Genomic DNA, 26279 nt, shown 5'->3' on the forward strand with positions numbered 1-26279 from the left:
GTATTATATAATAAAGCCCCCTAAAAAGGAGGCTTCTAACTTGCAATTCTTTTATTATAAGTAGCTAAATTTGAAATGATTTTCGAGCTTCGTTCATTTAATCCCGTTATACTTACTTTCACGCCACTTTGTTCATACTTCATGATAACTTTATCAATTGCGGCTACCGCTGAATCGTCCCATACGTGTGCGTGGGTAAAATTCAACTCAATTTCTTTTACATATTCATTGAATGAAAAGTTATTTATAAAGGCTGCTGTAGATGCAAAGAACAGTTGACCGTGAATTTCGTATATTTTCTTATTTTCAATATATAAATGTTTCACGTGAATCTTTGCCATATTGAATGCAAATAAAACTGCACTAATTACTGTTCCGATAATTACACCTAATGCTAAATTATGTGTAATTAAGACAATCACAACTGTTACGATCATAACTAATGCATTTCCTTTTGGTACTTTATGAATCGTTGTTACAGAGTTCCAATCAAATGTTCCGATTGAAACCATAATCATAACTGCAACTAATGCTGCCATTGGAATATGAACGACATAGTCACCTAAAACAAATAGTAATACGATTAAAAATCCGCCCGCTACAAATGTTGATAAACGACCTCGTCCACCTGATTTAATATTAATAACAGATTGTCCAATCATTGCACATCCTGCCATTCCTCCGAAGAAACCAGCAACAATATTTGCAATACCTTGCCCCCGTGCTTCCTTATGCTTATTACTTTCCGTATGCGTCATATCATCTAAAACTGAAGCTGTTAATAATGACTCGAGTAAACCAATAATTGCAAGCATAACTGCGTACGGTAAAATAATCCCTAATGTCTCAAGTGTAAAAGGCACGTCAGGAATGCTAAAGAACGGTAATTCTTTCGGCAGACTTCCCATATCCCCGACTGTTTTTAACTGTAATCCGCTCATAAGTGCAATACTTGTCACGATGATAATTGAAATAAGTGTAGACGGTACCGCCGTCGTAATACGTGGAAATACATATATAATTGCAAGTCCTAATGCGACAAGTCCATACATTTGCCAAGTTGCATTTTTAAAATGCGGCAATTGCGCTGTAAAAACTAAAATTCCAAGTGAATTTAAAAAACCACTCATAACGGATTTAGGAACAAACTTCATAAATGAGCTCAGTTTGAACACGCCAAAAATAATTTGAACAATCCCCGTTAATATTGTCGTGGCAAATAAATATTGCAAACCGTGATCTTTCACGAGCGTTACCATTAATAATGCCATTGCACCTGTTGCAGCTGAAATCATCCCAGTTCTTCCACCAACAAATGCAATGGTAACTGCAATACAAAAGGCAGCGTATAACCCAACGGTCGGATCCACGCCTGCAATAACAGAAAAAGCGATCGCTTCTGGAATTAACGCTAAAGCGACAACAATTCCTGATAGTACGTCCCCTCTCACATTGGAGAACCAATCATTTTTTATCGTTTGAAACAAAATACCACTCCTCTACTCTTTTCTCATTTGATTTTCTCCATAAGAAAATCTAAGCCGACTGCACGAAGGCTATTATATAACGAGTAGAGAGATTTTTGCTATGTAAAAGTTTCCTAAAGAAAAAGGCACTACCTTAGTAGCGCCCTTGCTCATTATATTAATGTCCACCGTGCCCTTGACCACTTTCCTGAACAATCTCTAACCTCTCATCCAATATACCTTGTGTTTCAAATGAAATATCACTCGTACTTCCTAATAAGAAGCCGTGGTTATACGGTCCAAGTGTTGGGTCATCTTTAAACTTCGGCTGAATACTAGCAAGGAAGTCATACACTGGTTGTGAAGCTTTACCTTCTTCTAACAATACAACAGGTGCGTGTTTACCCATATGCGAAAAAGGTGCTCCTGCAACTGCTAAGTCTGGTGTTTTGCTTGAAACAAATGATAAACCATGACCTGGTTTGGTGAATCCCCAGCCAAATTTCGTTTTTGTATCTTTAAATTTCGCAAAGGCAACGGAATTTTCTGTTGGGGTTTCACCACTAATACGCGTTACTTTCCCGTATTTACTTAACTCTTTTTCTACAGTTTTTGAAATAATTTTTTCTGGTCCTAATACATATATATTCGCTTTATCTTTTCTCATCTTTAATGCCTCTATCGTCGCTTCTGGCACCTTATCTTTTTCTGTATATAAAAGCGGTTCTGGCATATGAGAGATCCAATTTACAGCTGGTGTTGTATATAAACGCCCTTCCTCTTCAGACGAACCGATAATAACACTATTTGGATAGCTACCTGTTATATCGGCATATTCTTTATCGACATCTTTAGCAAATATAGCTGGATCCGTTTCTTTTATTTGCTTTACTTTATATGCTTTTAATTGCTCTAGGATAGATGCACCTATATCCCCCATCACCATAATTTGTGTTCCATCTTTCGTTCCGAGCGGATTTAATCGTTTTATTTCTTTTAACGTCATTTCGGGTACCTTTTCTTTTTCTATAAATAAAATCGGCCCGTTATTCGGATGGTGAATAAGATCCGCACTCGCAATACCTAATTGCCACTCATTTACTGGTACTAAAATAATAGCGCCTGGCTGATTCTCCTTATGCGTTGCTGGCCATATCGTTTGCGAAGTTAGTACTGACATTTGCAAAGAATCGTTTGTGTTTAATCTCGTTACATTTTTTAAACTTGTCGTTAATAAATTATTCAACGCCCCTTCGTTCATTTCTTTCGGCGCAGTTACCTCCTGATTCATTTTCATTTCCTTTTGCTCTGTTTGTTTCTCTTCTTTAGATTCATGATTTTTATGATCCATGTTCGTTTGTCCACATGCAGCAAGACCAACTGCTGTAATTATTGTTATCCCAAAGATTCGGGTCATCTTTTTCACTATACCGCCTCCGTATGAATTGTTTTCGAGCCAATATGATTACCTAAAATGAAATTTCAACTTTACAATAACAAGCAATTCTGAAGAAATTATGCAGATGCATGATAATCTGCACCATTTCTTCATGATTTTGACTTACAATTTAAGTAATAACTACAAATGCGGAGGTACTCTATGGTCGATATACTACTCGTAGATGATGAGCCGAGAATGCTTGAATTATTAACGCTTTATCTTACTCCAATCGGATACAACTGCGTATGTACAGTATCCGGGGAAGAAGCTATTTCACATATAGAAAATCGAAACTTCAAATTTGTTTTACTCGATATTATGATGCCAAAGATGGATGGTTGGGAAACGTGCAAAAGAATTCGATCCTTTAGTAACGTTCCTATCATTATGGTAACGGCTCGTGATCAAACGGTTGATGTCATCCAAGGGTTAAAACTTGGAGCAGATGATTACGTAACAAAACCTTTCCATGAAGAAGAGCTTTTCGCAAGAATTGAAGCTGTTTTAAGGCGAACGAATCAACACGCGCAAATCCAATATCACGGTATTTTATGGGATGAGGCAAAGCATTTCATCTCTGTCGATAATGAAGAGCTTCTCCTCACTCCAATCGAATTCTCTTTACTCGGATTATTTTTACGTCATGTGAACTACGTATTAAGCCGTGATCAGCTCATTGAACGAATTTGGGGACTAAATACAAATACAGAAGATAGAACAGTCGATTCACATATTCGTAATTTGCGTGATAAATTACGAAAAGTTAATTTCCCTATTGATCACCATTTAAAAACTGTTTACGGAGTCGGGTATCGATGGGTTGATACTCTAGATTAAGGAGCAAAACGATGAAGCGAATTTCTATTCAACTCGGATTTTATTTTTTAATTGTTACACTTTTAATCGAAAGTGTTCTATTTGTCTTGCTTTATTATAGCCTCGTTAACAATAGAGTAAATGAAGAAATGACAGCTTTATTAAAGCGCGGAAATAGTCACCGAGATGTCCTTGAAAAGTATTTTGATAAGCAAACAATCTCCCATGTTGCACTAATGGAATCCGAAGCCGAAACCACTGTCGTTATTACAAATGCAAATAAGGATGTGCTAGCTAAATCCAATGAAATAAATACTACGATAAAAAAGCATATTGAAAAGATGCAAACACGGACAGATCATGACGGAGCAATTATAGAGAATCATTGGAAAACATCTAATTATATATGTACAGTGAGCCCCATTGTAGTGGCTGAAAAAACGGAAGGCTATGTATATATGTTTCTCGGAACAGAATCAATCGAGGAAATGGTTAACGGGCTAACAAAACAATTCATTATTGCCGGAGTCATTACGTTTCTATTAACAGTCATCACCATCTTTCTATTATCACGGTTGTTAACAAAACCATTGTTACACATGAAACATGCCACTGAAAAAATGAGTAAAGGCGATTTATCCGTTTCGTTAACGACTACTCGCAATGACGAAATTGGTGAACTAGCATCGTCTATTCAAACGCTTGCTAATGATTTACATTATATGAAAACAGAGCGAAGTGAATTTCTAGCAAGTGTTGCTCATGAATTACGAACACCGTTAACATACGTAAGAGGTTATGCTGACATTGCTTTAAAAGAAACCACATCTCCTGAGCAACGTTTGCGATATTTATCTATTATAAAAGATGAGTCTGATTATATTACGAACTTAGTTCAAGATTTATTTTCACTTGCACAAATGGAGCAACATAACTTTTCTATTCAAGTAAAGGAAGTACATTTACACACCTTCCTTACTCGCATAGCCGAAAAAGTAAATGCCATGTATAAAGAAAGATACATTACAGTTTCTTTCTCTTGTCCTCCTACACTGGTAGTAAACTTAGATGAACAGCGATTTGAACAAGTTATAATAAACATGTTAAATAACGCTTATAGACATTCAAAAGAACATTCTCATATAAACATTTCTGTTACAGAAGAACATAAAAATATCTCTATTACCATTGAAGATGAAGGCGAAGGTATTCCTCCTGAAGACGTCCCTCACATTTTCGACCGCTTTTATCGAGTTGATAAAGCAAGATCACGAGCTACAGGCGGAACTGGTTTAGGGCTATCTATCGTAAAAGAAATTGTAGAACTACACGGCGGGAATGTTACTGTAACGAGCGAAGTCGATCACGGGTCTTGCTTTATCATTTCATTACCATCCATACAAAAACACGACTACTGATGGTAGTCGTGTTTCTTTATCATTTTACTTTATCCCGCTTTAATGGGCAGTAAGACCCCCAACTCAAAATTCAGCGAAAGCAAAGAATTTAGGCGGGGGTCGGGCTGCCCATTAAAGTCCGATTGGTTCAACTAATAATCAGTGAGGATGAAGAAAACCCCCACTGATTAAAGTTTCACTTTATAATATAAATTTACAAATTGCCCAAAACGTTTCGTATCGGTTAAAGTTAAATTAATTTCTGGATTCTTGTCTTGAAATAATGGAACTCCAGAACCTAATATATGCGGTGTAATCGTAACGATATATTCATCAATTAGATTATTTTTAAAGAACTCACTCAGTAAACTTCCTCCACCAACCATCCATATTTTAGATCCTTCTTGTGCTTTTAACCTTTTAGTAAACTCCACTACATCTTCGTTTACAAACTCCACGTTTCCGTCTGAACCTTTTTCTGAACGAGAAAAAACATAACATGCTTTATCTAAGTACGGAAATGTTTCTGTATGCTCTACTACATAATCGTACGTTCGTTTTCCCATAATTATTGTATCAATCGTTTCATACATTTCTGTATAACCGTTATCTCCCTCTCCTTCGGTTTCCATTAACCACTCTAAATCATCATTTTCTTTCGCAATATATCCATCCAAACTAGCGGCTATAAATAAAACAACTTCACGTGACATCTCATTTTCCTCCTTGCATCTCATCTTGATAACATTATGATGTAAACAATATACTATCAATAAAACACGACAATTTATGTCATGTTTAAAAAGAAAAAGGTGATACATTTGTCAAAAGCTAAACGCTTATTAGATATTCTTATATTCGCTTCTACAAAAAGAACATTTACAGCTCAGGAAATAGCTGATGAATTTAATATTTCCGTTCGTACTGTCCATAGATACATTGTAGATTTAAGTGATATGGGATTACCTATTTATGCTGAACAAGGTCGTAACGGAGGATATAAAGTATTAACGAATAAAGTCATTCCCCCCATTTTATTTACCGAAGAAGAAGCAGTCTCCATCTTTTTTGCGTTTCAATCTTTAAGTTACTATCGAGACTTACCTTTTAATACAGAAATCAATTCCGTTACGCATAAACTGTATAGCTCTCTACAACATGATGCGAAAGCGAAAGTTGATAAAATACGCTCTTATATTGCTTTTTGGAATCCGAAGAGAGCAATTGATACACCTCTTTTAAACGAAGTGTTAACCGCAGCTATCGAGAATAAAAATTTACACTTTCAATATGAATCTAAATCGGGGATAAAAACAAAACATGTTCATCCTATCGGTGTATACGCTCATGATGGGCTATGGTACTTACCATCCTATGACCTCAGTAGAAAAAAAGTATTACTGTATCGCGTTGATCGTATTCTTTCTATATTATCAACAGAAGAAAATGAAGAGACGTTCATGAATTTAGAAGAATGGTTCGACTCGAGCTCTAACGTAGTACACATTCCTACCCAGTTACATGTCTCATTAACAGCAGAAGGCGTGCGCCAATGTAAAAGCGTTCCTTATCTTGAAGAATTCGTGGTAGTAAACGAAGACGGAACAGGATATATACATTCAACAATAGATAAAGGAGAAATTAACTTTATTACCCCTTTGTTTTATAGACTTGGAAAAGATGCAAGAGTTTTAAAACCGAAAGAATTAATAGATGGTTTACGTATGCGCGCGAAAGAAATTTTACATATGTATGAAGACGAAAAAAGCTGCTAAATATAAGCAGCTTTTTAGTCTAGTTGTTCCTAGTTGTTTGACTGTTGACGAATGTCAAACCACCAACGATGTTTCGCATTCATATTTTCAGTGTCGCCAGTCCCTCTGTAATTGAAAGCATCCAGAAAGATTGAATCTAGTTTATCTTCATCTACAAAATAACCTAAGTTAACTTTCACCGTTTTCCCTGGTGTGATACTACCAATATTATAAAAGCTTTTTCCATCTCCGTGAGGTTCTAAATAATCAACTTCGCCCGTCATAATACTTTTTTCGGCAATCCCATCTTTTCCAGCATAGTTCCATGCATTATTTTTAGATGTAAGCATTTGTATGCGTGGATGCATATAGATTTCTTTTGTCGCCTGTTTATCAATGTTTTTCACTGTTGTTGTCAGGTAGACAAATTTGAGATTAACGGACTTTGACTCTACTAATTCGTCAATTGAATCTTTACCATTTCCAACTTTATATACATCTCGTTTGTACGGTAGCAATTTTTTCGTCTGATCTAAAGCCTTATTCTCGCTTAGTATTTCTAGTCCCAATTCATTAAAGTTCTCTTGTTTAAAATCTTTGATTGAATCAAAGACTTCCACTTTTTCGATAACATATTCAAGTTTGCTGTTACTCCCAATGTTATCTATGGTTACTGGAACCGTTTGACCTACGCTAAATAGTTGTTTGCTATTTTTTTTCAAAGGAATAACGCTCGGTTTTGTTGATTCTTTCGCTTTGCTAAAACGATCTTCATCATAATTTGATATAGATGATGCCTTTTCCTTTGATGTGGGCTCAAGTGAAATGTTCGCTAAGACATCCATCATTTGTTCTTCATTTACATCGGCTCCAATAAAACTTTCTAACATAATCCCCTCTTTCTCAAAAAGCAGAAAGACCTGTCTGTTAAACGGTAATTCTTTGCCTCCGGTGTCTCTATGGACAATCACTGCTTTCTTACCATTTATCTCTTTCTCTTCGTAGCTTTTTGAGTACAGCGTTTTAAAATTCGAATCTTTTCCTACTCTCCAAAGAATGAAAGAAAATCCACCCTTTGCATAGTTATCTTTAAATGAATATTTCATAGCAGAGTCATCAATTGCTTCCATATTTTCTGGCAATTTACCAATCTTCAACTTATACCACTGATCACTCTTTTTCGAATCCTTATTTGTTAAGGAAACATTTACTTCGTAATTTTGTTTTTGAACAATCATATTATAGACTTTCACTGCACCAAAAACAGTTGTCGGCATGCCGATCAATAAGCAAGCAGCAGCGATTAACATACGATGTCTTTTACGATTTTTCTGCGGTTGTCCATCTTTCAGCTTCATTTCCTCCATAAACAATTTCTTTTTGCGCGTATATGTATGTGAAAATTCATGTTTTTCTTCGAGTTTATCAAAATCATCTAAAGCAATTTTTTCAGCAAGTTCATATATTTCTTTGGAGTTCTTTGAATTCGTCATGTTGTATACCTCCTATCATATTTTGAACTCTTTTTCGAGCGCGTTCAAACTGCTTGCGGACATTCGCTTCGGTTATCCCCATGACATTTGAAATTTCTTGATACGTTAAGTTATAGAAGACTTTGTACTTAAACACCTGTTTATTAGATTCATTTAATTCTTTTAGCAATGCATCAATTTGAACCTCAGACATTTTACGTTTTTCCCACTCTTCAACATTTTCATCTACTGCTTCTATTGATTCTCTTTCATATTCTTCTAAAAATGTTTCATGTCGTTTATTTTTCCGGTAACTATCAATCGCCTTGTTTTTCGCGACCCTCAAAATATAGCGTTTAAGCTCTTCACTGCTCAAGCTATGGAGCTTTTCCAAGTTCTTATAAAGAGTAATAAACGTCTCTTGAACCGCATCTTCAGCCTGCTGAATATTATTTAAAATAGAATAAGCTACATAATAAATTTTTTGTTCGTACAACTCATATAGCTCTTCCATCTTTTCATAATCGTTGTTTGTAACTTTCATATAATTCCTCCTCTCACTCTATATAACGAATGGGTGCTATACTTTGTGACACTGCAAAATCTTTTTATAGATAAAATTTAATAATAGAATAAACAAAAGCCCAATTCCTCTATTTTAACTGAGAAATTGGGCTTTTGTTTATTAGAATTTTCCTGACTGTTCCATTAAGAACATCCCTCTTACGCCTTTTCAGTAAACAGCATTTGCTCTATCACTTCTTTTAACAAATACTTTGTCTCTTCCAAGTTATGATTCTGCTTTTCTCCCGGTTGCACCGTATAAAACTCAGCAAAAGAGCGCTCTTTATATCTTGGCACGACATGCATATGATAATGCGTTAACTCGTTAAAGATTCCACCATTTTGGCAAATCGTAATTCCATCTGGTTTATATAATAGCTTAATCGCTTTTGCAATAAGCTTAGAAGCATCCATAATAAATTTTGCTATAACCTCATCTAATTCGTCCACTTCTACAACATGTTGCTTCGGCACGATTAAAGTGTGTCCTGGATAGAAAGGTTCATGATCTAAAAAGCATGTTACATAATCATCTTCATATACTTTATATATGTTTTCCTCTCCGCTTGCTAATTTACACCCTAAGCATTCCATTATATTTCCCCCTCTGTTAAAAACATAAAAACGTGAGAGCCGTATTCTCACGTTTTTATGTTTCACTTTATTAGTTCAATTGTTTCCGTAATATTTATACTATCTTTTACAGATTGAACAATCGTGCAATTTTTCACTGCAAGTTGTAGCGCCTTGTCCAATTGCTCTTCTGTAATGTTTTGTGCTTTAATTTTATAATGCAAATGAACACTTTCAACTGGTTTTGATAAAGCTTCACTTCTACCAATTTCAGTCTCAATTGTAAACGTATCGTATGTAATACGTTTCTTTTCTAAAATTGTTCGAAAGACAATTGCACTGCATCCTGCGATAGAAGAAACGAGTAATTGTAACGGTGAATACCCATCTTCTTTTCCAATCACTAATGAACCATACGATAAATCTGCCTGTATATCATCATGCTTAATTTTTATTTTCATACTTCGCTTCCATCTCCACTTTCATCGGTTTCTTCCGTTTCTTACTCATATAATAATATATATAGCAGAAAATGATAAATGGAATACCACAGTATAACGCCATTCTTTGTTCCGGAATAAACGCTAAACTAATAACAACGATACTATTTGTAATTAAAGCTAAAATAGGAACAATCGGATATAACGGTGTTTTATATTTTAAGTCCTCTAACTTTCCTCCGCCTTTTATATATTGACTTCTAAAGCGAAGTTGCGATAGAGCAATAATAATCCAACTTGATACAGCCGATAAACCAGCTATAGATAATAAGTACATGTATACTGTATCTTCTGCAAGGAAGCTTGTGAATAAAGATAACCCTGCTACCGCAATCGTTACGACTAGCGCTGTAATTGGAATACCTCGTTTATTTACTTTTTTGAAAGAAGTTGGTGCCATTCCTTCATTTGCAAGTGACCATAATATACGAGTTGCCGCATATAATCCTGAATTCGCTACAGATAGTAACGCTGTAATAATAACGAAGTTCATAATATCAGCTGCGTATGGAATACCAATTTTATCAAATACAACTACAAATGGACTTTCAATTACGCCAGCTTCCTTCCAAGAAATTAATCCGACTAAAATTGTCATTGTTAAAATGAAGAATAACATAATACGCCATACTGTATTACGAATCGCACGTGGAATTGTTTTTTCTGGATTTTCACTTTCTCCCGCTGCAATCCCGATTAACTCTGTTCCTTGGAACGAGAAGTTAACTGTAATCATTGTAAGTAATACAGCAGCTAGTCCATTCGGGAATAATCCACCATCGCTTACAAAGTTAGAGAAAAGAGGTGCTGCTTCTTTTCCGTCATATGATATAAACCCTAATAATGCACTACCACCAAGAACAACAAATGCAAGAATTGTAACTACTTTAATACTAGAGAACCAAAACTCTAATTCAGCATAACTCTTCGCTGAGATAGCGTTTGAAGCATATAAAATAACGCCGAATACAAGACACCATACCCAAACATCAACATTCGGAAACCATCTTTTCATCATTAAACCGATTGACGTTAATTCTAGTCCTACTGTTACTGCCCAGCCAAGCCAATATAGCCAGCCGATCATAAAGCCCGTTCCTGGTCCAATAAACTTCGTCGCATACTTTTGGAAAGAGCCTGAAACTGGCATTGCTACCGTTAACTCTCCAAGACAAAGCATTGTTAAATACATAATAAATCCGCCCACTAAATATGAAAGGATGGCTCCCCCTGGTCCCGCCTGATTAATGGTGTAACCTGAACCTAAGAAAAAACCAGTTCCGATTACACCACCTAATGCGATCATAAATAAATGTCTACTCTTCATCGTACGATGTAATTTCTCATTTGTTGGTTGCTGCATCTAAATCCTCCCCCTACCGATACCCCTATATCTTGTTAAAATTTTCTGATAATAAAAATATACACGAAAGCGGTTACAATTTCTATATAAAATTAAAACTTTTCTGATAAAACAATATAAAAAATCGAATTATAACGAGATTTAGATTCTAATTAGAGGGAAATAAGGATAAACAAGGAAAAACTCTTACATATTTTGTAAGAGTTAACGGAGTTCTAATCTTCTCGATAAAATTGATAAACTATAATTTACGATAAAATACATACAAGCTACTACTATAAACGTTGGAATCATATAATTTACATTCTGTCCGCTAATAATTTGAGCATTATGCATAAGCTCTGGCAGTGATATACCAACTGCTAATGATGTATCTTTCAGCAATGAAATAAACTGACTGACAAGTGGCGGGACCATTCTCCTTAATGCTTGTGGCAAAATAATATGCCAAAGTGCTTGAACATACGTTAATCCTGAAGATATTGCGGCCTCAATTTGACCTTTTTCAATCGATAATAGACCACTTCGAACAATTTCAGATATCATTGCTGCTTCAAATACTGTTAAAGCAACAATTACAGCTGTTATAATTTCTAATTTCAATCCTACTTCTGGAAGTGCAAAATACGTGAAAAATATAATTAAAAGTAGTGGTAAGTTTCGAATCACTTCAACGATAATTCCTAATACTTGTGAGACTACGGGGATTTTCATATAGCGCAATATCCCTATTACACTACCAATAATAAAGCTAAGTACAATTGCTACGAGCGCTACCTCTAATGTTATAAGTAATCCTTTTAATAAGAACAGAATATGATCACCTGTTATTGCTCCCTTAAAATCCATTTACACCGCCTCCTTTGCTAAGCGTTTTTCTAAATAACGCACTAGCATACTGAGCGGAATTGTTAATATTAAATAAAATACCCCGACAAATATATAGACGTCGAACGTAACAAATGTCTTCGTTGAAATTAAGTCTCCTTGATACATTAAATCCGTACCAGCGATAATTCCAAGTATGGAAGAGTTTTTTACTAAATTGAGAAATTGATTTCCTAAAGGAGGGATTACGATTTTCATCGCCTGGGGTAAAACAACATAATACATTCCCTGTACATACGTTAATCCTGAAGACCGCGCCGCTTCCATTTGACCTTTTGCAACTGATAAAATCCCAGCGCGAATGACTTCTGCAATAAATGCTGCCGTATATACGGTAAGCGTAACTGTTCCTGCTACAAAACCATTTAAAGTAATTCCTATTACAGGTAAAGCGAAATAAAATATAAATGCAATTAATACGAGTGGAATATTTCTTACAAACTCTACAAAAGCTGATCCTATCCAATTTAAAATACGAATAGGTGCAATACGCATTACAGCCAAAATTACTCCCAAAATAAAGCTGCCTATTAACGCAATTACACTAGACATCACTGTATATTTAAAGCCTTCTAAATACATATCAATGTTATTCGTTAATATAGAAAAATCAGGCACATATTCTCCCCTCTTTCTTTACAAGAAGAGGATGAGTATCCCCTCATCCTCTTGCTATTTATCAATGGGAATACAGCTCCATTAATTAAACTATCACTTTACTACTCTTGTTTTTGCCCAATCCATTTTTCATACAATTTGTCGTACTCCCCGTTCGCCTTCATATCTTTTAGTAAGCTATTAATCTCTTTCGTTAAATCATCTGCACCTTTTTGTACCGCAATTCCGTACGGCTCATCCGTGAAAATTTTCCCTACAACTTCATAATTTAAATCTTGTTTCGCCATGCCGTAAAGAATTGCGTTATCTGTCGTTAAAACATCCCCTTTTCCTGCTTTTAACGCCGTAAATGCCTCACTGTAATTTTCAAATTCTAATACAGTCGACTCTGGAGATTTTTGGCGTATATTATTTGTAGACGTTGAGCCTTTTACCGCTAACACTTTCACACCTTTTTTCACATCATCAATATTTTTAATATCGCTTCCTTTTTTCACAAGTAACGATTGCCCTGCTTTAAAATATACATCTGAAAAATCTACTTCCTTTTTACGTTCTTCCGTAATTGTCATTGTTGCGATAATTGCATCAATATCACCGTTTTTCAGTAGTGGAATACGCGTTTTAGACGTTACTTCTTTTAATTCTAGTTTCTTTTCATCTCCAAGGATTTTTTTCGCAAGCGCCTTTGCGATATCAACATCAAACCCTTCTACTTGCCCTGTTGAAGGATTTTTCAATCCAAATAAGTTCGTATCATTCTTCACCCCAACTACTAGCTTCCCGCGCTTTTTAATTTGCTCCACAGCCCCGCCTTGCTTCGTATTCGTTTCTTTCGCCTCATCTTTTTTACTTCCACATCCAGCAACGACAAGTACGAATAAACATGAGAATACGATTAACGTAAATAACCTTTTCATTTTAAGCATGAAATTCCTCCTTTAATGATTTAACACTCTTCTTAAAAATAGACGCGCCCTTTCTTGTTCAGGACTTGCAAAAAATTGCGCCGGTGTTGTATCCTCAATGATCTTGCCATCATCCATAAATAAGATCCGATCTGCCACTTCTCGCGCAAATCCCATTTCATGCGTGACAACGACCATCGTCATCCCTTCTTTAGCTAGCGTTTTCATAACATCAAGTACTTCTCCGATCATCTCTGGATCAAGGGCAGACGTAGGCTCATCAAATAGCATAATTTCTGGCTGCATTGCGAGCCCCCTAGCAATTGCTACCCTTTGCTGTTGTCCTCCAGATAGTTGATGCGGGTATACACTAGCCTTCTCTGGGATTCCTACCTTCTCTAAATAAAACATCGCTGTTTTCTCAGCTTCTTCTTTTGAAACTTTATTTACTTTAATCGGTGCTAGTGTAATATTTTGAAGAACCGTTTTATGTGGATATAAATAAAAATGTTGAAAGACCATTCCAATATTTCGGCGTAATTCATTCATATCTGTTTTTGCATTGTGTACCTCCGTACCTTGTACAATTAACGCTCCATCTGTAATTGTCTCTAACTGATTTATACACCGTAGCAACGTACTTTTTCCTGATCCGGACGGCCCAACAACTACTACCACTTCACCTTTTTTCACTTGTACATTAATATCTTTTAAAACTTGAAAAGTACCATAATATTTATTTACATTACGAAACTCTATCAACATACTCCCCCCTTCCCCTAACAAAGCATGTACATTCTTTTTATATTCAAAAATGGGCAAAAAAATAACTTCCAGCCTTATTTTGTCCATAAAAAAAGCAAAGGGATTGTCCCTTTGCTTCTCCATTTCTATTCTATCAAGATACTTCTTCTTTCTTATCTTTCCCGTATTCATGCTCCCAGAAATCAGCATTTTTAATTCCTAATGGCCCTGGATCAAATACTGGATCTTTTCCTTCCTTTTTCTGCTTTTCATAATCCTTTAATGCAACTAATGCAGGTTTTTGTAATAGTAAAATCGCAATGATATTTACCCATGCCATAATTCCTACACCGATGTCACCTAAAGCCCAAGCCGTTGCTGCTGTTTTTATACAGCCGTAGAATACAGCTCCTAAAAATACAAACTTTAGTACCATAGACAGCCAAGGACGGTCTTTATCTCGATTTAAGTACGCGATATTCGTTTCTGCAATGTAGTAATACGCCATAATTGTTGTAAATGCAAAGAATAGTAACGAGATTGCAACGAAACCGTTTCCAAATCCAGGGAAAACAGATTCTACCGCTGCCTGTGTATATCCTGGTCCTGGCTGAGCACCATTTAATTTATTTACGATAAAGTTTTTTCCGCTTGCATCAAACACGTTATACATGCCTGTAATAATCATCATAAATGCTGTTGCTGAACAAACAAATAATGTATCAATGTAAACGGAAAATGCTTGCACTAAACCTTGTTTAGCTGGATGTGATACTTCCGCAGCTGCTGCTGCATGTGGTCCAGTCCCTTGCCCTGCTTCGTTGGAATAAATACCACGTTTTACTCCCCAAGAAATTGCTAAACCGATAATACCACCGAAAGCCGCTTCTAATGCAAAAGCACTTCTTATAATTAACATAAATGCTTCTGGCAATTTTTCAATATTCATAGCAACAATAACGCAAGCTACTAAAATATAACCAACTGCCATAAACGGTACGACAACTTGTGCAACGTTAACGATTCGCTTTACGCCACCGAAGATGATAATAGCTAATACAACAACTAATAAAGCCCCTGATACGGTAGTGTTAATTCCAAAAGCTGTTTCTAAACTTACGGCAATACTATTTGCTTGCACACCTGGCAATAAAAGCCCCGTTGCAATAATTGTCGCTGCAACGAATACTAATGCATACCATTTCACACCTAAACCTTTTTCAATGTAATAAGCAGGTCCACCACGAAACTGTCCTTGATGTTTCGTCTTATATATTTGCGCGAGTGTTGATTCTACATAAGCTGATCCTGCTCCTAAAAAGGCTACTGCCCACATCCAAAATACAGCTCCTGGTCCACCGAATGCAACTGCTGTTGCTACCCCAGCGATATTCCCTGTCCCAACGCGTCCTGATAACGAAAGCGCTAACGCTTGGAACGAAGAAACACCAGCCTCTGATTTTTCTCCTTTAAATGTCAGCTTCACCATTTCTCCTACATGCCTTACTTGTAAAAACCTCGTTCGAATGGAAAAATATAAACCTACTCCTAAACATAAATAAACAAGTGCTGGACTCCAAACAATATTATTTATCCAATTTACGATAGCTTCCAATATTCCCCCTCCTTCTTTATAAAGAATTTTCAGAATATATAAAAATTATAAATGTATACCGAATCTATGACAATATTATTTTAATAAAACAAACATATTTTTGTATAAAAAAACAAAGTATATATTTATTTTATATACTTTGTTTTGAACAAAATGTATTATATATTCACAATCGCTTCTTTGCTTATAATTCTGTCATATAATTCTTCACATAATTCCCGAAAGTTATCTGGCATATCTTTCCCCTTAAACTTCTTTTGGAGCGTGCCATATAAACCTATATCGCGTAAGCGTAAAAATAGCGGTAACGATTCATACCAACTATCCGCTAGCTTATGTTCATATTCGTATCCTTTTCTTAACACTTGTAGCTGTTTACGAGCAAAATCAGTCTTCTCTTCCACTGTCCACGGTGTAAATAAAACAGAATAATAGAGAACCATCGCTAAATCATGTATAAAATAATTATAAGCCGCATCATCAAAATCAAAGATTGTTAGCTCTTTACCATCATAATGAAAATTACCTGGATGAATATCACCATGCATAAGACCAAACGTTTCTCTTTCAATTGGAAGGACCTTTATTTCATCCATTAATACCGCTGCAATCTTTTTCACTTGATCATCTTCTAATTCATTAACAATGCCACTTTCATCTTCTTCCCACGTATCACGATAGTCTGTTTTAGGATAGTTCATTGTTAGGCGATGCAGTTGGCCAATCGCTTTTCCCCACGCTTCAAAGTAAGCGTCTCCCCAATAAGATGATTCTTCCCCTTTTACTTGCTCACCTTTTGCATATGTAAATAAGGAAGCGAAAAAGAAGGTTCCATCCTCTGCTCCAATTTCTTCTACAAGGTTTTGAGACGTTGAATAAAGAGGCCCTGCTACCTTTGCCCCATGCTCCGCAACATATCGTAAAAAATCTAGTTCAGCTTCGACTTCTTTTTTTGAACGGTGAGAAGAGTGTGTTAAACGTAATACGTAATCTTCACCATGATCGCCCTTCGCCTTAAAAATATAATTTTCAAAGTCTCCAAGTGGCTTTTCTTCCACTGTTACATGAAATGCCTTTGCTGCCCCCGCTAAAATCTCTCTTGTAAAAACTCGTTCTACAGCTATTTCCATCTATATCCCTCCTATATATCTTCTTAATTCGACACAAATGTGAGAAGTACTGCTATGAAATTGAATAGTGCATGGGCAATCATAGCTGATAGAATAGAATTTGTTTTCTCATATAACCACGCAAATACTACTCCACTTAAAAAGTTCACTGGTAATGTGTTATATGTTGGAATATGGACAACGGTAAATATTATGGAACTTATAAGCACCCCGCCCCATATGCCATATCTATCACGAAAAAACGTATAAAAAACACCTCGGTACAAAATTTCTTCATAGATTGGTGATATAACTGCTGCTCCAATTACCGCGATACAGAACGCGTATATTGATTTATCATTTTGGATTGTTTCCGTTTTACTATTTTCAAAAGAAATACCCATTTTCTCCATTATCATTAATATAGCAATACTAACTATAATTAAGAAAATTAGCGCTACCACTGTCCATAGGAAATTTCTCCATGAAAGCTTCCGAATTCCAATGTCTTTCCACGACAATTTATATCTTTTTATACAAAAAAGATAAACTACAGTAGTAAATATCACTGCCATTATAAATCCCATTAATACTCCCGCATATAATGCGTTCCCTATTACTTGTAAAGCATAGTCATAAAAAAGAGATTCAACTGTTACTGGAACAATAATGAATACAAACATAAATAAATATAAGATTTCTTTCCATCCCCACATACTTTTCAAAATCATATACACCATCCCCCTACTCTGTGTTTCCTTAAGTATAAAAGATGACGTAACGTAACTTTCAAGGCTATTTTTTCCAAATAATCCAATCATAATTTTCTCACAAAAAGAAAAAATTAACAAAAATGATTTCAATGTAAAAAATATGACCGAACAGAAGGGTTCACAACAGAATAATAGCAAAAGGCATGTGTTTCCATCACTCCTATATACCCTCTATTCAATTCGCCATAAATATTAGAAGTACTGCTATGAATAGCAAAAAAGGTTGATTCACTAAATCAACCTTTACACTATTAAAAGTTCTATTTATCAATTCTTCATCAATTGATTCTCGTATATAACATTTATTTTTACTTCTCTTCACCTTTTGTCTGCATTGAATTGAAAGTCCAATTTAATTTTAATGAATCTCCTTGAAATACATTTTGCTCTTCATCATTATCTACAAATGTGAACATTACATAGAAAGTATCATCATCACCAGGAGCAAGTCCATTTCCTTCTCGGTCTACAACACCTTTTTGTACAAGATCAGGAATACTGCCGTTTTGCGTAGCTACCTTTAATTCAGATAAGGTAGTAGACCAAATTGGAACCTCATTTTTATCCAAATTCCACAAGAAATCAACACGGATATGATCACCAAAATCAGAATTTCCGTTATCTCCTTTAGCATCAATTACACTGTAATCTGTCAGGAGTTTTACATCTCCTATTGCTAAGGTTCCCTTGTTTACTAATTGAAAACCACGCTCCATTTCATCACCTGGTTTAATATTGTCGACATTAATAACAACTTCAGGATTAACACTCAAATCTAAAGTACCCGCTGCAAACGTGTTTTGTGATACTTCCTTATCACTAAAATACGCATATGTTCCCCCGCCAATTAAAGATAAACCAAGCGCTGCAGTTACAACACCCATACCAAGTTTTTTCTTCATACTCATTTCACAAGTCCCCCTATTTTTAAAGTTCAAACTACAAACCTTATTTCCATCCCACAAAATAATTTAAGCAACTACCTTGTCCCACAACGAAATTGAACTAAATTTAAACTAGTTACTTCGTGTACCAAAACGAATATTACTTTTTAAATAACCGGTAATGTTACCGTAAATCATTACCGGTCATTTGTTAGCCAATCTCATTTCATTTACTATTCATTGTCTGATTGCATTATTTACTCTAGAAGTTTGTCCACCTATTTTTTTGGTTCTAAGCCAATAGAACGTAAGATTTTATCTAATGTCACTGGCCCTACATTTTCTTTCGGTTTCTGATTCCCTTTAGCATCTGGCCCCTTTTTCAAGAAGTTTTTCTCAATAAAACGAATATCTGTTTCATCTACAACACCATCTTGATTTATATCTCCATCTTTTACAGATACTTTTCCTTTTCCATACGATAAAGCTGCTATTCTAGCATCTTGAATATCTACCATTTTATCGCCGTTTACATCACCCGCAAGGTTATCATCCATGTCAGCTTTAAAGTTTTGTCCCACTAATTCACCGTCTTGCATCTTCCCTATTTTTGTTGTTAATTTACTATTCAAATGACCTGGCATTTCTACGAAAATATCATATTCTTTATCGCTTACTGGAACACTATGAATCTCAAATTGCCCATTTTCATTAATCGTTCCTGTATATTTCTTTCCGTCCTTGCCAACTGCGTACACTTTTGCTCCTAGTTTTGTATAGTCTTTCTTACCTAAATACCCCTCTTCATTCAAGAAAGCTTCCGGACCAATATATCCTGTAACCGTTGAATGTTTTGAAACAATAGCAAAAGATTTATCTTTAAACACAGGAATGTCAATACCTTCTGATGCACCAGCTTTTGTATAAGTGAACTTATCTGCTCCAAATACAGTTAAATCATTAAAATATTCATCACTCGTCATTTCGAATGTCACATCTAAAAATGGTGTATCACCATCTAACCCTTTAAATTCTTTTCCTTCCAATGACGCGCCAACTTTCACCTTATTTTCCCAAGTTCCTTCTTCATTTATCTTCGGATCTTCTAATTTAAGGTTCAGTCCATGCTGTTTTACATATTCCGTAAGTGCTGGATTTGGTTTCACATCTACAAATTTAAATAACTGCTTGTAATAAGGAATTTCAAATGTACCTGACATAAGCTGTTTTACATTATTAAGATTCAAAGTTAACGTAATTTTTTCACCTAATTTTATTTTATCCTTGTCATAACTTGGAACAGCATATTCTGTCCCTTCTTTTACAAAGACATAATCTTTATATCCAGTTGCCATATTCCCTGCAGTGGCAAGGTCATATCCAAATAATTTTAAATTTAACGGTTCATTTATTTCCTCTGGAAGTACTCCAAATTTAAAATCACCATTTGCTTGAATTGTATTCAACCAACCTGATGGGAAGGCTGAGTTTTGATAATATACGATTTGATTCGCTTTTTGATCATACTGCAAGCCTTTTGCCTTTAATGCATCTACTGTAGAATCATAAATATTACCATGCACCCATAATGCACGTTGGCCGTCTTCTTCTTTAAACATGGAATCATTGACTTCGTGTATACCAGGTTGTACATCCTTAAATTTCATTTCAGGTATTACATTATCAATGATAATGCTATCGCCTTTCGTATAAGATTTTCCTTCTTTATCATATCCAACGAAGTTCAATTCGTAATCTCCATCAGGCAACATAACAGGTTTATCCCCAATTGGATGAGCTGGATCTCCTGTGAATGGAAGTACATACCCTCCCATACCAGAAAACATCATATACTCAACATTTGGTGTTAGACTACTTGCATTAAGTGTACCAACGACTCCTAATGCCTTCCCTGTCTTTCGGTCCTTCACAACTGCATCAATGGTTTCAAGAGGACTATTTAATTTAAATGTCAAAGGCGAACTAGGTCTTTCCATAAATGGATGGAATTTAGATGAATCTGTTGCCATTGCATCTCTCAGTAAATCTACAGATTCAATCCCCTTTTCTGTGAACTTCACTGCAAACGGCACTTGATATACTTCTTTTTCATTATTTTTATTTGAAATATGAATATATCCCTCATATCTACCGAACTCAGCGTTTTCCGGAATGATAATTTCAGGGCTAAATTCCCCTGATGTACTAGGAGCCACTTTAATAGAATCTTGTACGTTCAACTTCACACCATTCTTCGCTGCGTCCTTCACACCTACATTTGTTGGTGAAAACTTTACTTCTAATTTAAACTCTTTCCCATCTGTTTTACTGCTGTTCTTAATTAGGACTTTTCGACTATCTTTAATAGGTCCATTTCCCAATTGATTTTTATACCCGAATGCAATAGAACCTGTTTTTTCTTCAATTTCTACTTCTTCATCATTTACAACGTTTGATGTTTTATCAATAACCTCAATAGATGTATCTGCATGAACCGCACGATACGCATCAATTCGACCTGATCCTACTTCAAATACAGAACGCTCTTCTTTTAAGTCAACCGCAGTATTCATAAGCGCTTCTTTTACTTCAAATGGACTATAGTTTGGATGCTCTTGTAAAATGAGTGCTGCTACCCCCGCAGTATGAGGAGTTGCCATAGATGTACCTGACATACGTCCATACGCTACCGGATAATTTTCTCCATCCTTTGGATCATTAATATATTCAGGAACAGTTGAGAAAATAGACACACCTGGCGCTACAATATCCGGTTTAATATCATCTGTTTTCGTTGCAGGACCACGAGAGCTGAAATCAGCTAAATGATCTCCCTCTGTTTTTATATTACTAAGCTCACCGAATGTTAAAGCCACATCCCCTTGGGCAGCTTTTGCTTGTAATTTCTCACCATCTACTTTTGTTAAGCGGAACGATGGAATAGATGAAGTGCTTTCTCCAAGATAACTTGTGATTTCACCATCAACATTGTTATATACAATTACAGCCTTTGCGCCTGCTTCCTTAGCATTTTTAATTTTCTCATCAAATGTAATCTCACCGCGTTGGATAAGAGCTATTTTTCCTTTTACATCTTTTCCTGTAAAATCAACTGATTTCCCAATTCCTGCATGTACAACTGATAAAGATTGACCTTTTAAATCTTCAAGCTTATCAGTAAAGCTTTTTCCAAGTAGCATCATCTTATCTACATGTACATCACCTGCAGAGGCAGAAAACGTTGGGGTAGTCATCGCAGCGTCACTTGCTCCAACTGTAATTGGAAGTGCCGCCGCACTAGGTGATCCAAGAGTCCCTTCTTCTGGACCTGTGTTCCCTGCAGCTACTACTGTAACAACACCAGATAACACGGCATTATTCACTGCCACAGAAGTAGGATATAAAGGATCATTAATAGCCGCTCCTAATGATAAATTGATAACATCCATATCGTCTTTCACTGCTTTATCAATCGCAGCAAGGATACCACTTGTTTGACCACTTCCATACGGCCCCAATACACGATATGAATACAAATCCACATCTGGAGCAACGCCCTTAACCGCATAATCTACATTATTCTTTTTGTCTGCAGAAATTGTCCCGGCTACATGAGTACCATGGGATGTATAATATGCACTTCCATCATAAAACTCAGGATAGCCTCCAGAATTTTGCCAATCCTTATACGTTGTCTCCATTGGATCAGCATCATTATTAACAAAGTCCCATCCCTTTATAGAGTTTGGATCAATTTTGCTTGGATCTTCACCTTGCTTTGCACGATATCCTTTATATGCATCTTTTAAATCAGGGTGGTTATAATCAATACCTGTATCCAGTACCCCCACCTTAATTCCTTTACCTGTTATTTTTTCATCGTGTAGCTTGTCCACACCAATTTGTGGTACACTATCTGCCATTTTTGGCTCGACACCCGCCTTAGCTGTTTCTTTCGGCAAATCGATTTTGACCTCACGATCTTCCCATACACGCTTAACAATACCAGTACGAACTAAGTCTTCAATCATATTTCCTGGTAACGACATTGCTACCCCATTAAAAGCATTCTTATATTCTCTTGTTATTTTGGCAGATTTAAAATTCGTCCCTTTGTCTTTCTTCTTTTGAAGCTGTTCAAGCTCTGTTTTAAATCCTTTATGTGATGCCTCTACCTTTTGTTCCGCATTTGAAAGAGCTAACTTTTTCCCTTTAGCCGCTTCTTTTAACACCTCAATTTTGCTAGGTGCTTGCTTAAATTCTACAATTACATTGACATTATCAGGGCTAGCTGTATTGATTCCTGGTGAAATAACAAAACCTGGTTTTGTATCTAACGTTTTCAAAGCATTACGTTGTTCCGTTGTAAGTCCTTTCAATACGGTATTTACATCATCAATACCCTTTAAAGCAGATGCATTTACCTCTTCTGCCAATACGTTATATGGAATTCCTTGAGACAATAGCATGCCAACTGTTAGCGTTCCAATAAGAATCTTTCCAAACTTCCCTTTTTTCATATTGCATCTCCCCATTAGTAAAATTATTTTTGAAACAAATTGATTCTTAAATTCCCATTTAACATTGAAAATTCTATTAATCTTAAAATTTTATTTCTATAATTAAGAATTTCCAACACTACTACCATCCCTAAACTTCTCACTATAATTTTCTATAAAAACCCCCCACAATTTATTTTCAATAACAGATTTTCATAAAATGAAGTATTAATTGGGTTAAACTATAATTCTGTTTTTATTATTTCACAATCTGACTTTTCTGAAAATTGAACAAAAGGAGTATTTTTGTTCAAATGATTCGAGGTCTACATAGTACAAAAGAACTATCACATCCCTTATTCTTTGTAATATAGAATAAAGAGACACAATAGTTCTTTTAATTAATCCAACGGAACCAGGTGATTTCGAACTGCATAAATCACTGCTTGCGATCGACTTTTCACATTTAGTTTTTTAAAAATTTTATTGATGTGAATTTTAACTGTTTTATCACTAATATATAGAACTTCAGCAATTTCTTTATTACTAAGTCCTTTTACTAATTCAAAAAGAATTTCCTTTTCACGTTCCGTCAGTTCATTTTCATTTGATTCTACTTTCATTTTTTGCTGATGATATGTAATCAATTTTTTAGTCATACGCGGATGAATAACGGAATCGCCTCGATATAACATTCGAATTGCTGCTACTACCTGCTCCGATGATGAATCCTTCAGTAAATAACCATCAGCACCGGCCTGAAGTGCATCCATTAAATACTCATCATGCTCATACATTGTAAACACAAGTACTCGGCAATTCGGATACTTTTTTTTCACTAACTCTGTAGCTTCAATGCCATTTTTCCCCGGAAGATTAATATCCATCAAAATACAATCTGGTTCACATTCTTCTACTTTTCCCAATACTCCATCCCCAGAACTAGCTTCTCCAACCACTTTCATATCAGATTCATCCTCTAGTATGCTCCGAATTGCGTCCCGTAAAAAAGCATGATCATCCACTACTAATATTTTAATCATTTTACGCACCCCTTGTTTGTGAATCTGGAATTAACAGTGTAATTTTTGTCCCTTGCCCTACAGAACTATCAATCTGTAAAGTAGCCCCTAATTGTTCAGCTTGTTCATTCATATGTAATATACCATAATGTGGCTCATTCTTCGTTTTAACCATAGACTCAAATAATGAAAAACCAACTCCATTATCCTTAACCCTTAAAAGCACGTGCTCACTTTGATAGCTAAGTAAAACATCAGTCTTTTCTGCTTTTGCATGTTTTACAATGTTTTGCAAACTCTCTTGTAATGTATCAAAAATAACCCTTTCTTTTGAAAAACTAAGCGCACGTGCATGACCTCTTTCATGATATGTAATATCTAATTCGTATTCTTGTTTTAAAGATTTTATTTTACTCGCTATCGCCTGCTTAAGTCCTAATTGTTGTGTCGGATATGGTTTTAAAGCATAAATAGAATAGCGAACTTCTCCTAAGCTTCTTCGTAAATCTTTTATACTTTTCTCTACTACTTGCTGCATATCTATTGGTTTATCACGGTATTTTTTCTGCGCGGATTCTAGTTGAAATATCACCCCGGCTAATGTTTGCGCAATACCATCGTGAATCTCTCTTGCGATTCTATTTCTTTCTTCTAAAATCATTCTTTTTTCCTGCTCAGAAATCAATATCCTTGTTTTAACTACGTTAGCTAATTGGTTAGAAAATGTAGCTAATGACTGTACATCTTCCGGAAAAAAACCTGCAGTTCTACTTTTCCCTGCAACAAACATTCCGACTAGTTCATCATTTACAATAAGAGGAAAATATACAAGTGAGCGTATGACACTATCAAATATTTCATCTCCAGGAGCAGTACCAATTTTCCAATCATTAAATACTAGATTTTTAGAGAGTTCCTCGAACACCCCGGAATTTTCCGAATGGTCAGAAATATCAAAGCGGACTTTCCCATCTTTTAATAGAATATTCCAGTTCCCATCATCTTTTGTCCATATTACATATGCTTGTATGCCGAAAAAACCTTTAAGTGCTTGTTTAATATGCTTTAAGTTTCCTCCGGTTAATCCTCGACTAATTTCGGTCGTAATAAGAAATAACTCATATAATCGTTCCTTCTCCATCCTTATCCGTATAGAAAAAGAACTAATAATTGAAGCTGCTACGAGTGGAAAAAAGAAAAACAATACTGTAACCTCGTTTACTTCCACACTATATGTACTAATCAATACATGCATCAGTGCTGCATAAGAGAAACCAAAAGTTTCGCAAAGAAATACAGTTACAGTTTTTTTATACCACTGATAGATTGAATATGGTTGCGGAAGGAGTATCATTAACAAATCGTAAAAGCGGTTGTTAAAAAAACAAAAAAACACGCAAAATAATAACAAAGATATTAAATTTTCATATAGAACTGACATATCTATCTTGTTAATTAATAAGGACATACATTTATTTGAAAACCATTCAGCCAAGATCAAACTAAGCGCATGCTGAGTACTATTAAATAACATTCTTTGCATCGGCGAACGACGATGCAGGTGAATAATTAGTGTTACGAGTACAATAGCAATAATAGTTATATGGATTCCAAACTGCCAACTCATAGCGTAAATTATCGGAAAGGTAAGCGAGCTAGTTCCTCTCCAAAATCGTACAGGAAAATACTCTGCAATCCCCATAAATATTAATAACAATATTAATATCGTTGGATAAGAAGGGATTTTAATTTCAAGTAAAGATATAGTTATAGTAATAAAACCAAGAAAAGAAATGAAATAAAGATAAGAACTAGCAATCTTTTCTCTCATAAAGATAGAATTTACATCCTTCAAAACAACCCCTTCTTTCTT

At 35.4% G+C, this 26279-nt stretch carries 22 protein-coding genes; 3 read left to right on the forward strand and 19 right to left on the reverse strand.

From position 1 onward, the window contains the following. Positions 1-35: 35 nt before the first annotated feature. A complete protein-coding gene (locus MR115_RS20500; RefSeq protein ID WP_242242586.1) occupies positions 36-1487 on the reverse strand; it encodes a SulP family inorganic anion transporter in 1452 nt (483 codons plus the stop codon). 157 nt (positions 1488-1644) lie between these two features. Then, positions 1645-2892 (reverse strand): cell wall-binding repeat-containing protein, encoded by a 1248-nt coding sequence (locus MR115_RS20505; RefSeq protein ID WP_242242587.1) that lies wholly within the window; start codon positions 2890-2892, stop codon positions 1645-1647. 174 nt (positions 2893-3066) lie between these two features. On the opposite strand from MR115_RS20505, the gene MR115_RS20510 reads away from it, so the two are divergent. After that, positions 3067-3744, forward strand: a complete 678-nt coding sequence (locus MR115_RS20510; protein ID WP_242242588.1) for a response regulator transcription factor — start codon at positions 3067-3069, stop codon at positions 3742-3744. A gap of 11 nt (positions 3745-3755) precedes the next feature. Next, positions 3756-5141, forward strand: a complete 1386-nt coding sequence (locus MR115_RS20515) for a sensor histidine kinase (protein ID WP_242242589.1) — start codon at positions 3756-3758, stop codon at positions 5139-5141. A gap of 167 nt (positions 5142-5308) precedes the next feature. Here the strand turns inward: MR115_RS20515 and MR115_RS20520 are convergent, their stop codons facing one another. Next, the gene (locus MR115_RS20520; protein ID WP_073517280.1) at positions 5309-5833 is read right to left on the reverse strand and encodes a dihydrofolate reductase family protein; all 525 of its coding nucleotides are present in this window, start codon (positions 5831-5833) and stop codon (positions 5309-5311) included. An 81-nt stretch (positions 5834-5914) separates the two neighbouring features. Between MR115_RS20520 and MR115_RS20525 the strand changes: the two genes are divergently transcribed. After that, a complete protein-coding gene (locus tag MR115_RS20525) occupies positions 5915-6895 on the forward strand; it encodes a helix-turn-helix transcriptional regulator (protein WP_242242590.1) in 981 nt (326 codons plus the stop codon). A 29-nt stretch (positions 6896-6924) separates the two neighbouring features. Here MR115_RS20525 and MR115_RS20530 read toward each other — a convergent pair whose 3' ends face one another. The 16 genes from MR115_RS20530 to MR115_RS20605 all read right to left on the reverse strand — a co-directional run bounded on the left by MR115_RS20530 (position 6925) and on the right by MR115_RS20605 (position 26261). Then, entirely contained in the window at positions 6925-8367 is a 1443-nt protein-coding gene (locus MR115_RS20530; RefSeq protein ID WP_242242591.1) for an anti-sigma factor, read from the reverse strand. Then, on the reverse strand, positions 8333-8890 hold the full coding sequence (locus tag MR115_RS20535) for an RNA polymerase sigma factor (protein ID WP_098870580.1): 558 nt from the start codon (positions 8888-8890) through the stop codon (positions 8333-8335). Before MR115_RS20535 ends, MR115_RS20530 begins: the two co-directional genes overlap by 35 nt. A gap of 179 nt (positions 8891-9069) precedes the next feature. Continuing rightward, positions 9070-9555, reverse strand: coding sequence for an HIT family protein (locus MR115_RS20540; RefSeq protein WP_242242592.1), 486 nt, complete (start codon positions 9553-9555; stop codon positions 9070-9072). An 11-nt stretch (positions 9556-9566) separates the two neighbouring features. Further along, positions 9567-9944: an OsmC family protein gene (locus MR115_RS20545; protein ID WP_242242593.1), complete on the reverse strand. Its 378-nt coding sequence runs from the start codon at positions 9942-9944 to the stop codon at positions 9567-9569. Continuing rightward, the gene (locus tag MR115_RS20550; RefSeq protein ID WP_097817895.1) at positions 9928-11346 is read right to left on the reverse strand and encodes an amino acid permease; all 1419 of its coding nucleotides are present in this window, start codon (positions 11344-11346) and stop codon (positions 9928-9930) included. Before MR115_RS20550 ends, MR115_RS20545 begins: the two co-directional genes overlap by 17 nt. Positions 11347-11550: 204 nt before the next feature. Next, the gene (locus MR115_RS20555; protein ID WP_242242594.1) at positions 11551-12195 is read right to left on the reverse strand and encodes an amino acid ABC transporter permease; all 645 of its coding nucleotides are present in this window, start codon (positions 12193-12195) and stop codon (positions 11551-11553) included. Next, positions 12196-12852: an amino acid ABC transporter permease gene (locus MR115_RS20560; protein ID WP_061676362.1), complete on the reverse strand. Its 657-nt coding sequence runs from the start codon at positions 12850-12852 to the stop codon at positions 12196-12198. It abuts the gene before it with no gap. A 101-nt stretch (positions 12853-12953) separates the two neighbouring features. Then, positions 12954-13781: a glutamine ABC transporter substrate-binding protein GlnH gene (gene glnH / locus MR115_RS20565; RefSeq protein WP_242242595.1), complete on the reverse strand. Its 828-nt coding sequence runs from the start codon at positions 13779-13781 to the stop codon at positions 12954-12956. 12 nt (positions 13782-13793) lie between these two features. Further along, the gene (locus tag MR115_RS20570; RefSeq protein WP_242242660.1) at positions 13794-14522 is read right to left on the reverse strand and encodes an amino acid ABC transporter ATP-binding protein; all 729 of its coding nucleotides are present in this window, start codon (positions 14520-14522) and stop codon (positions 13794-13796) included. Positions 14523-14658: 136 nt separating this feature from the next. Beyond that, a complete protein-coding gene (locus MR115_RS20575; RefSeq protein ID WP_061676365.1) occupies positions 14659-16119 on the reverse strand; it encodes an alanine/glycine:cation symporter family protein in 1461 nt (486 codons plus the stop codon). Positions 16120-16277: 158 nt separating this feature from the next. Further along, positions 16278-17249, reverse strand: coding sequence for a phosphotransferase enzyme family protein (locus MR115_RS20580; RefSeq protein WP_242242596.1), 972 nt, complete (start codon positions 17247-17249; stop codon positions 16278-16280). A gap of 23 nt (positions 17250-17272) precedes the next feature. Then, positions 17273-17959, reverse strand: coding sequence for a CPBP family intramembrane glutamic endopeptidase (locus tag MR115_RS20585; RefSeq protein ID WP_242242597.1), 687 nt, complete (start codon positions 17957-17959; stop codon positions 17273-17275). Between the two features lie 350 nt (positions 17960-18309). After that, the gene (locus MR115_RS20590) at positions 18310-18909 is read right to left on the reverse strand and encodes a TasA family protein (protein WP_242242598.1); all 600 of its coding nucleotides are present in this window, start codon (positions 18907-18909) and stop codon (positions 18310-18312) included. Positions 18910-19163: 254 nt separating this feature from the next. Further along, a complete protein-coding gene (locus MR115_RS20595) occupies positions 19164-23405 on the reverse strand; it encodes a S8 family serine peptidase (RefSeq protein WP_242242599.1) in 4242 nt (1413 codons plus the stop codon). 380 nt (positions 23406-23785) lie between these two features. Next, complete coding sequence (locus MR115_RS20600; RefSeq protein ID WP_242242600.1) at positions 23786-24427, reverse strand: response regulator; 642 nt, start codon at positions 24425-24427, stop codon at positions 23786-23788. Between the two features lies 1 nt (position 24428). After that, positions 24429-26261, reverse strand: a complete 1833-nt coding sequence (locus MR115_RS20605; RefSeq protein ID WP_242242601.1) for a GAF domain-containing sensor histidine kinase — start codon at positions 26259-26261, stop codon at positions 24429-24431. Positions 26262-26279: the final 18 nt, after the last annotated feature.

Origin of the sequence: Bacillus cereus group sp. BfR-BA-01309 (assembly GCF_022664315.1) — a bacterium.
GTDB lineage: Bacteria > Bacillota > Bacilli > Bacillales > Bacillaceae_G > Bacillus_A > Bacillus_A mobilis.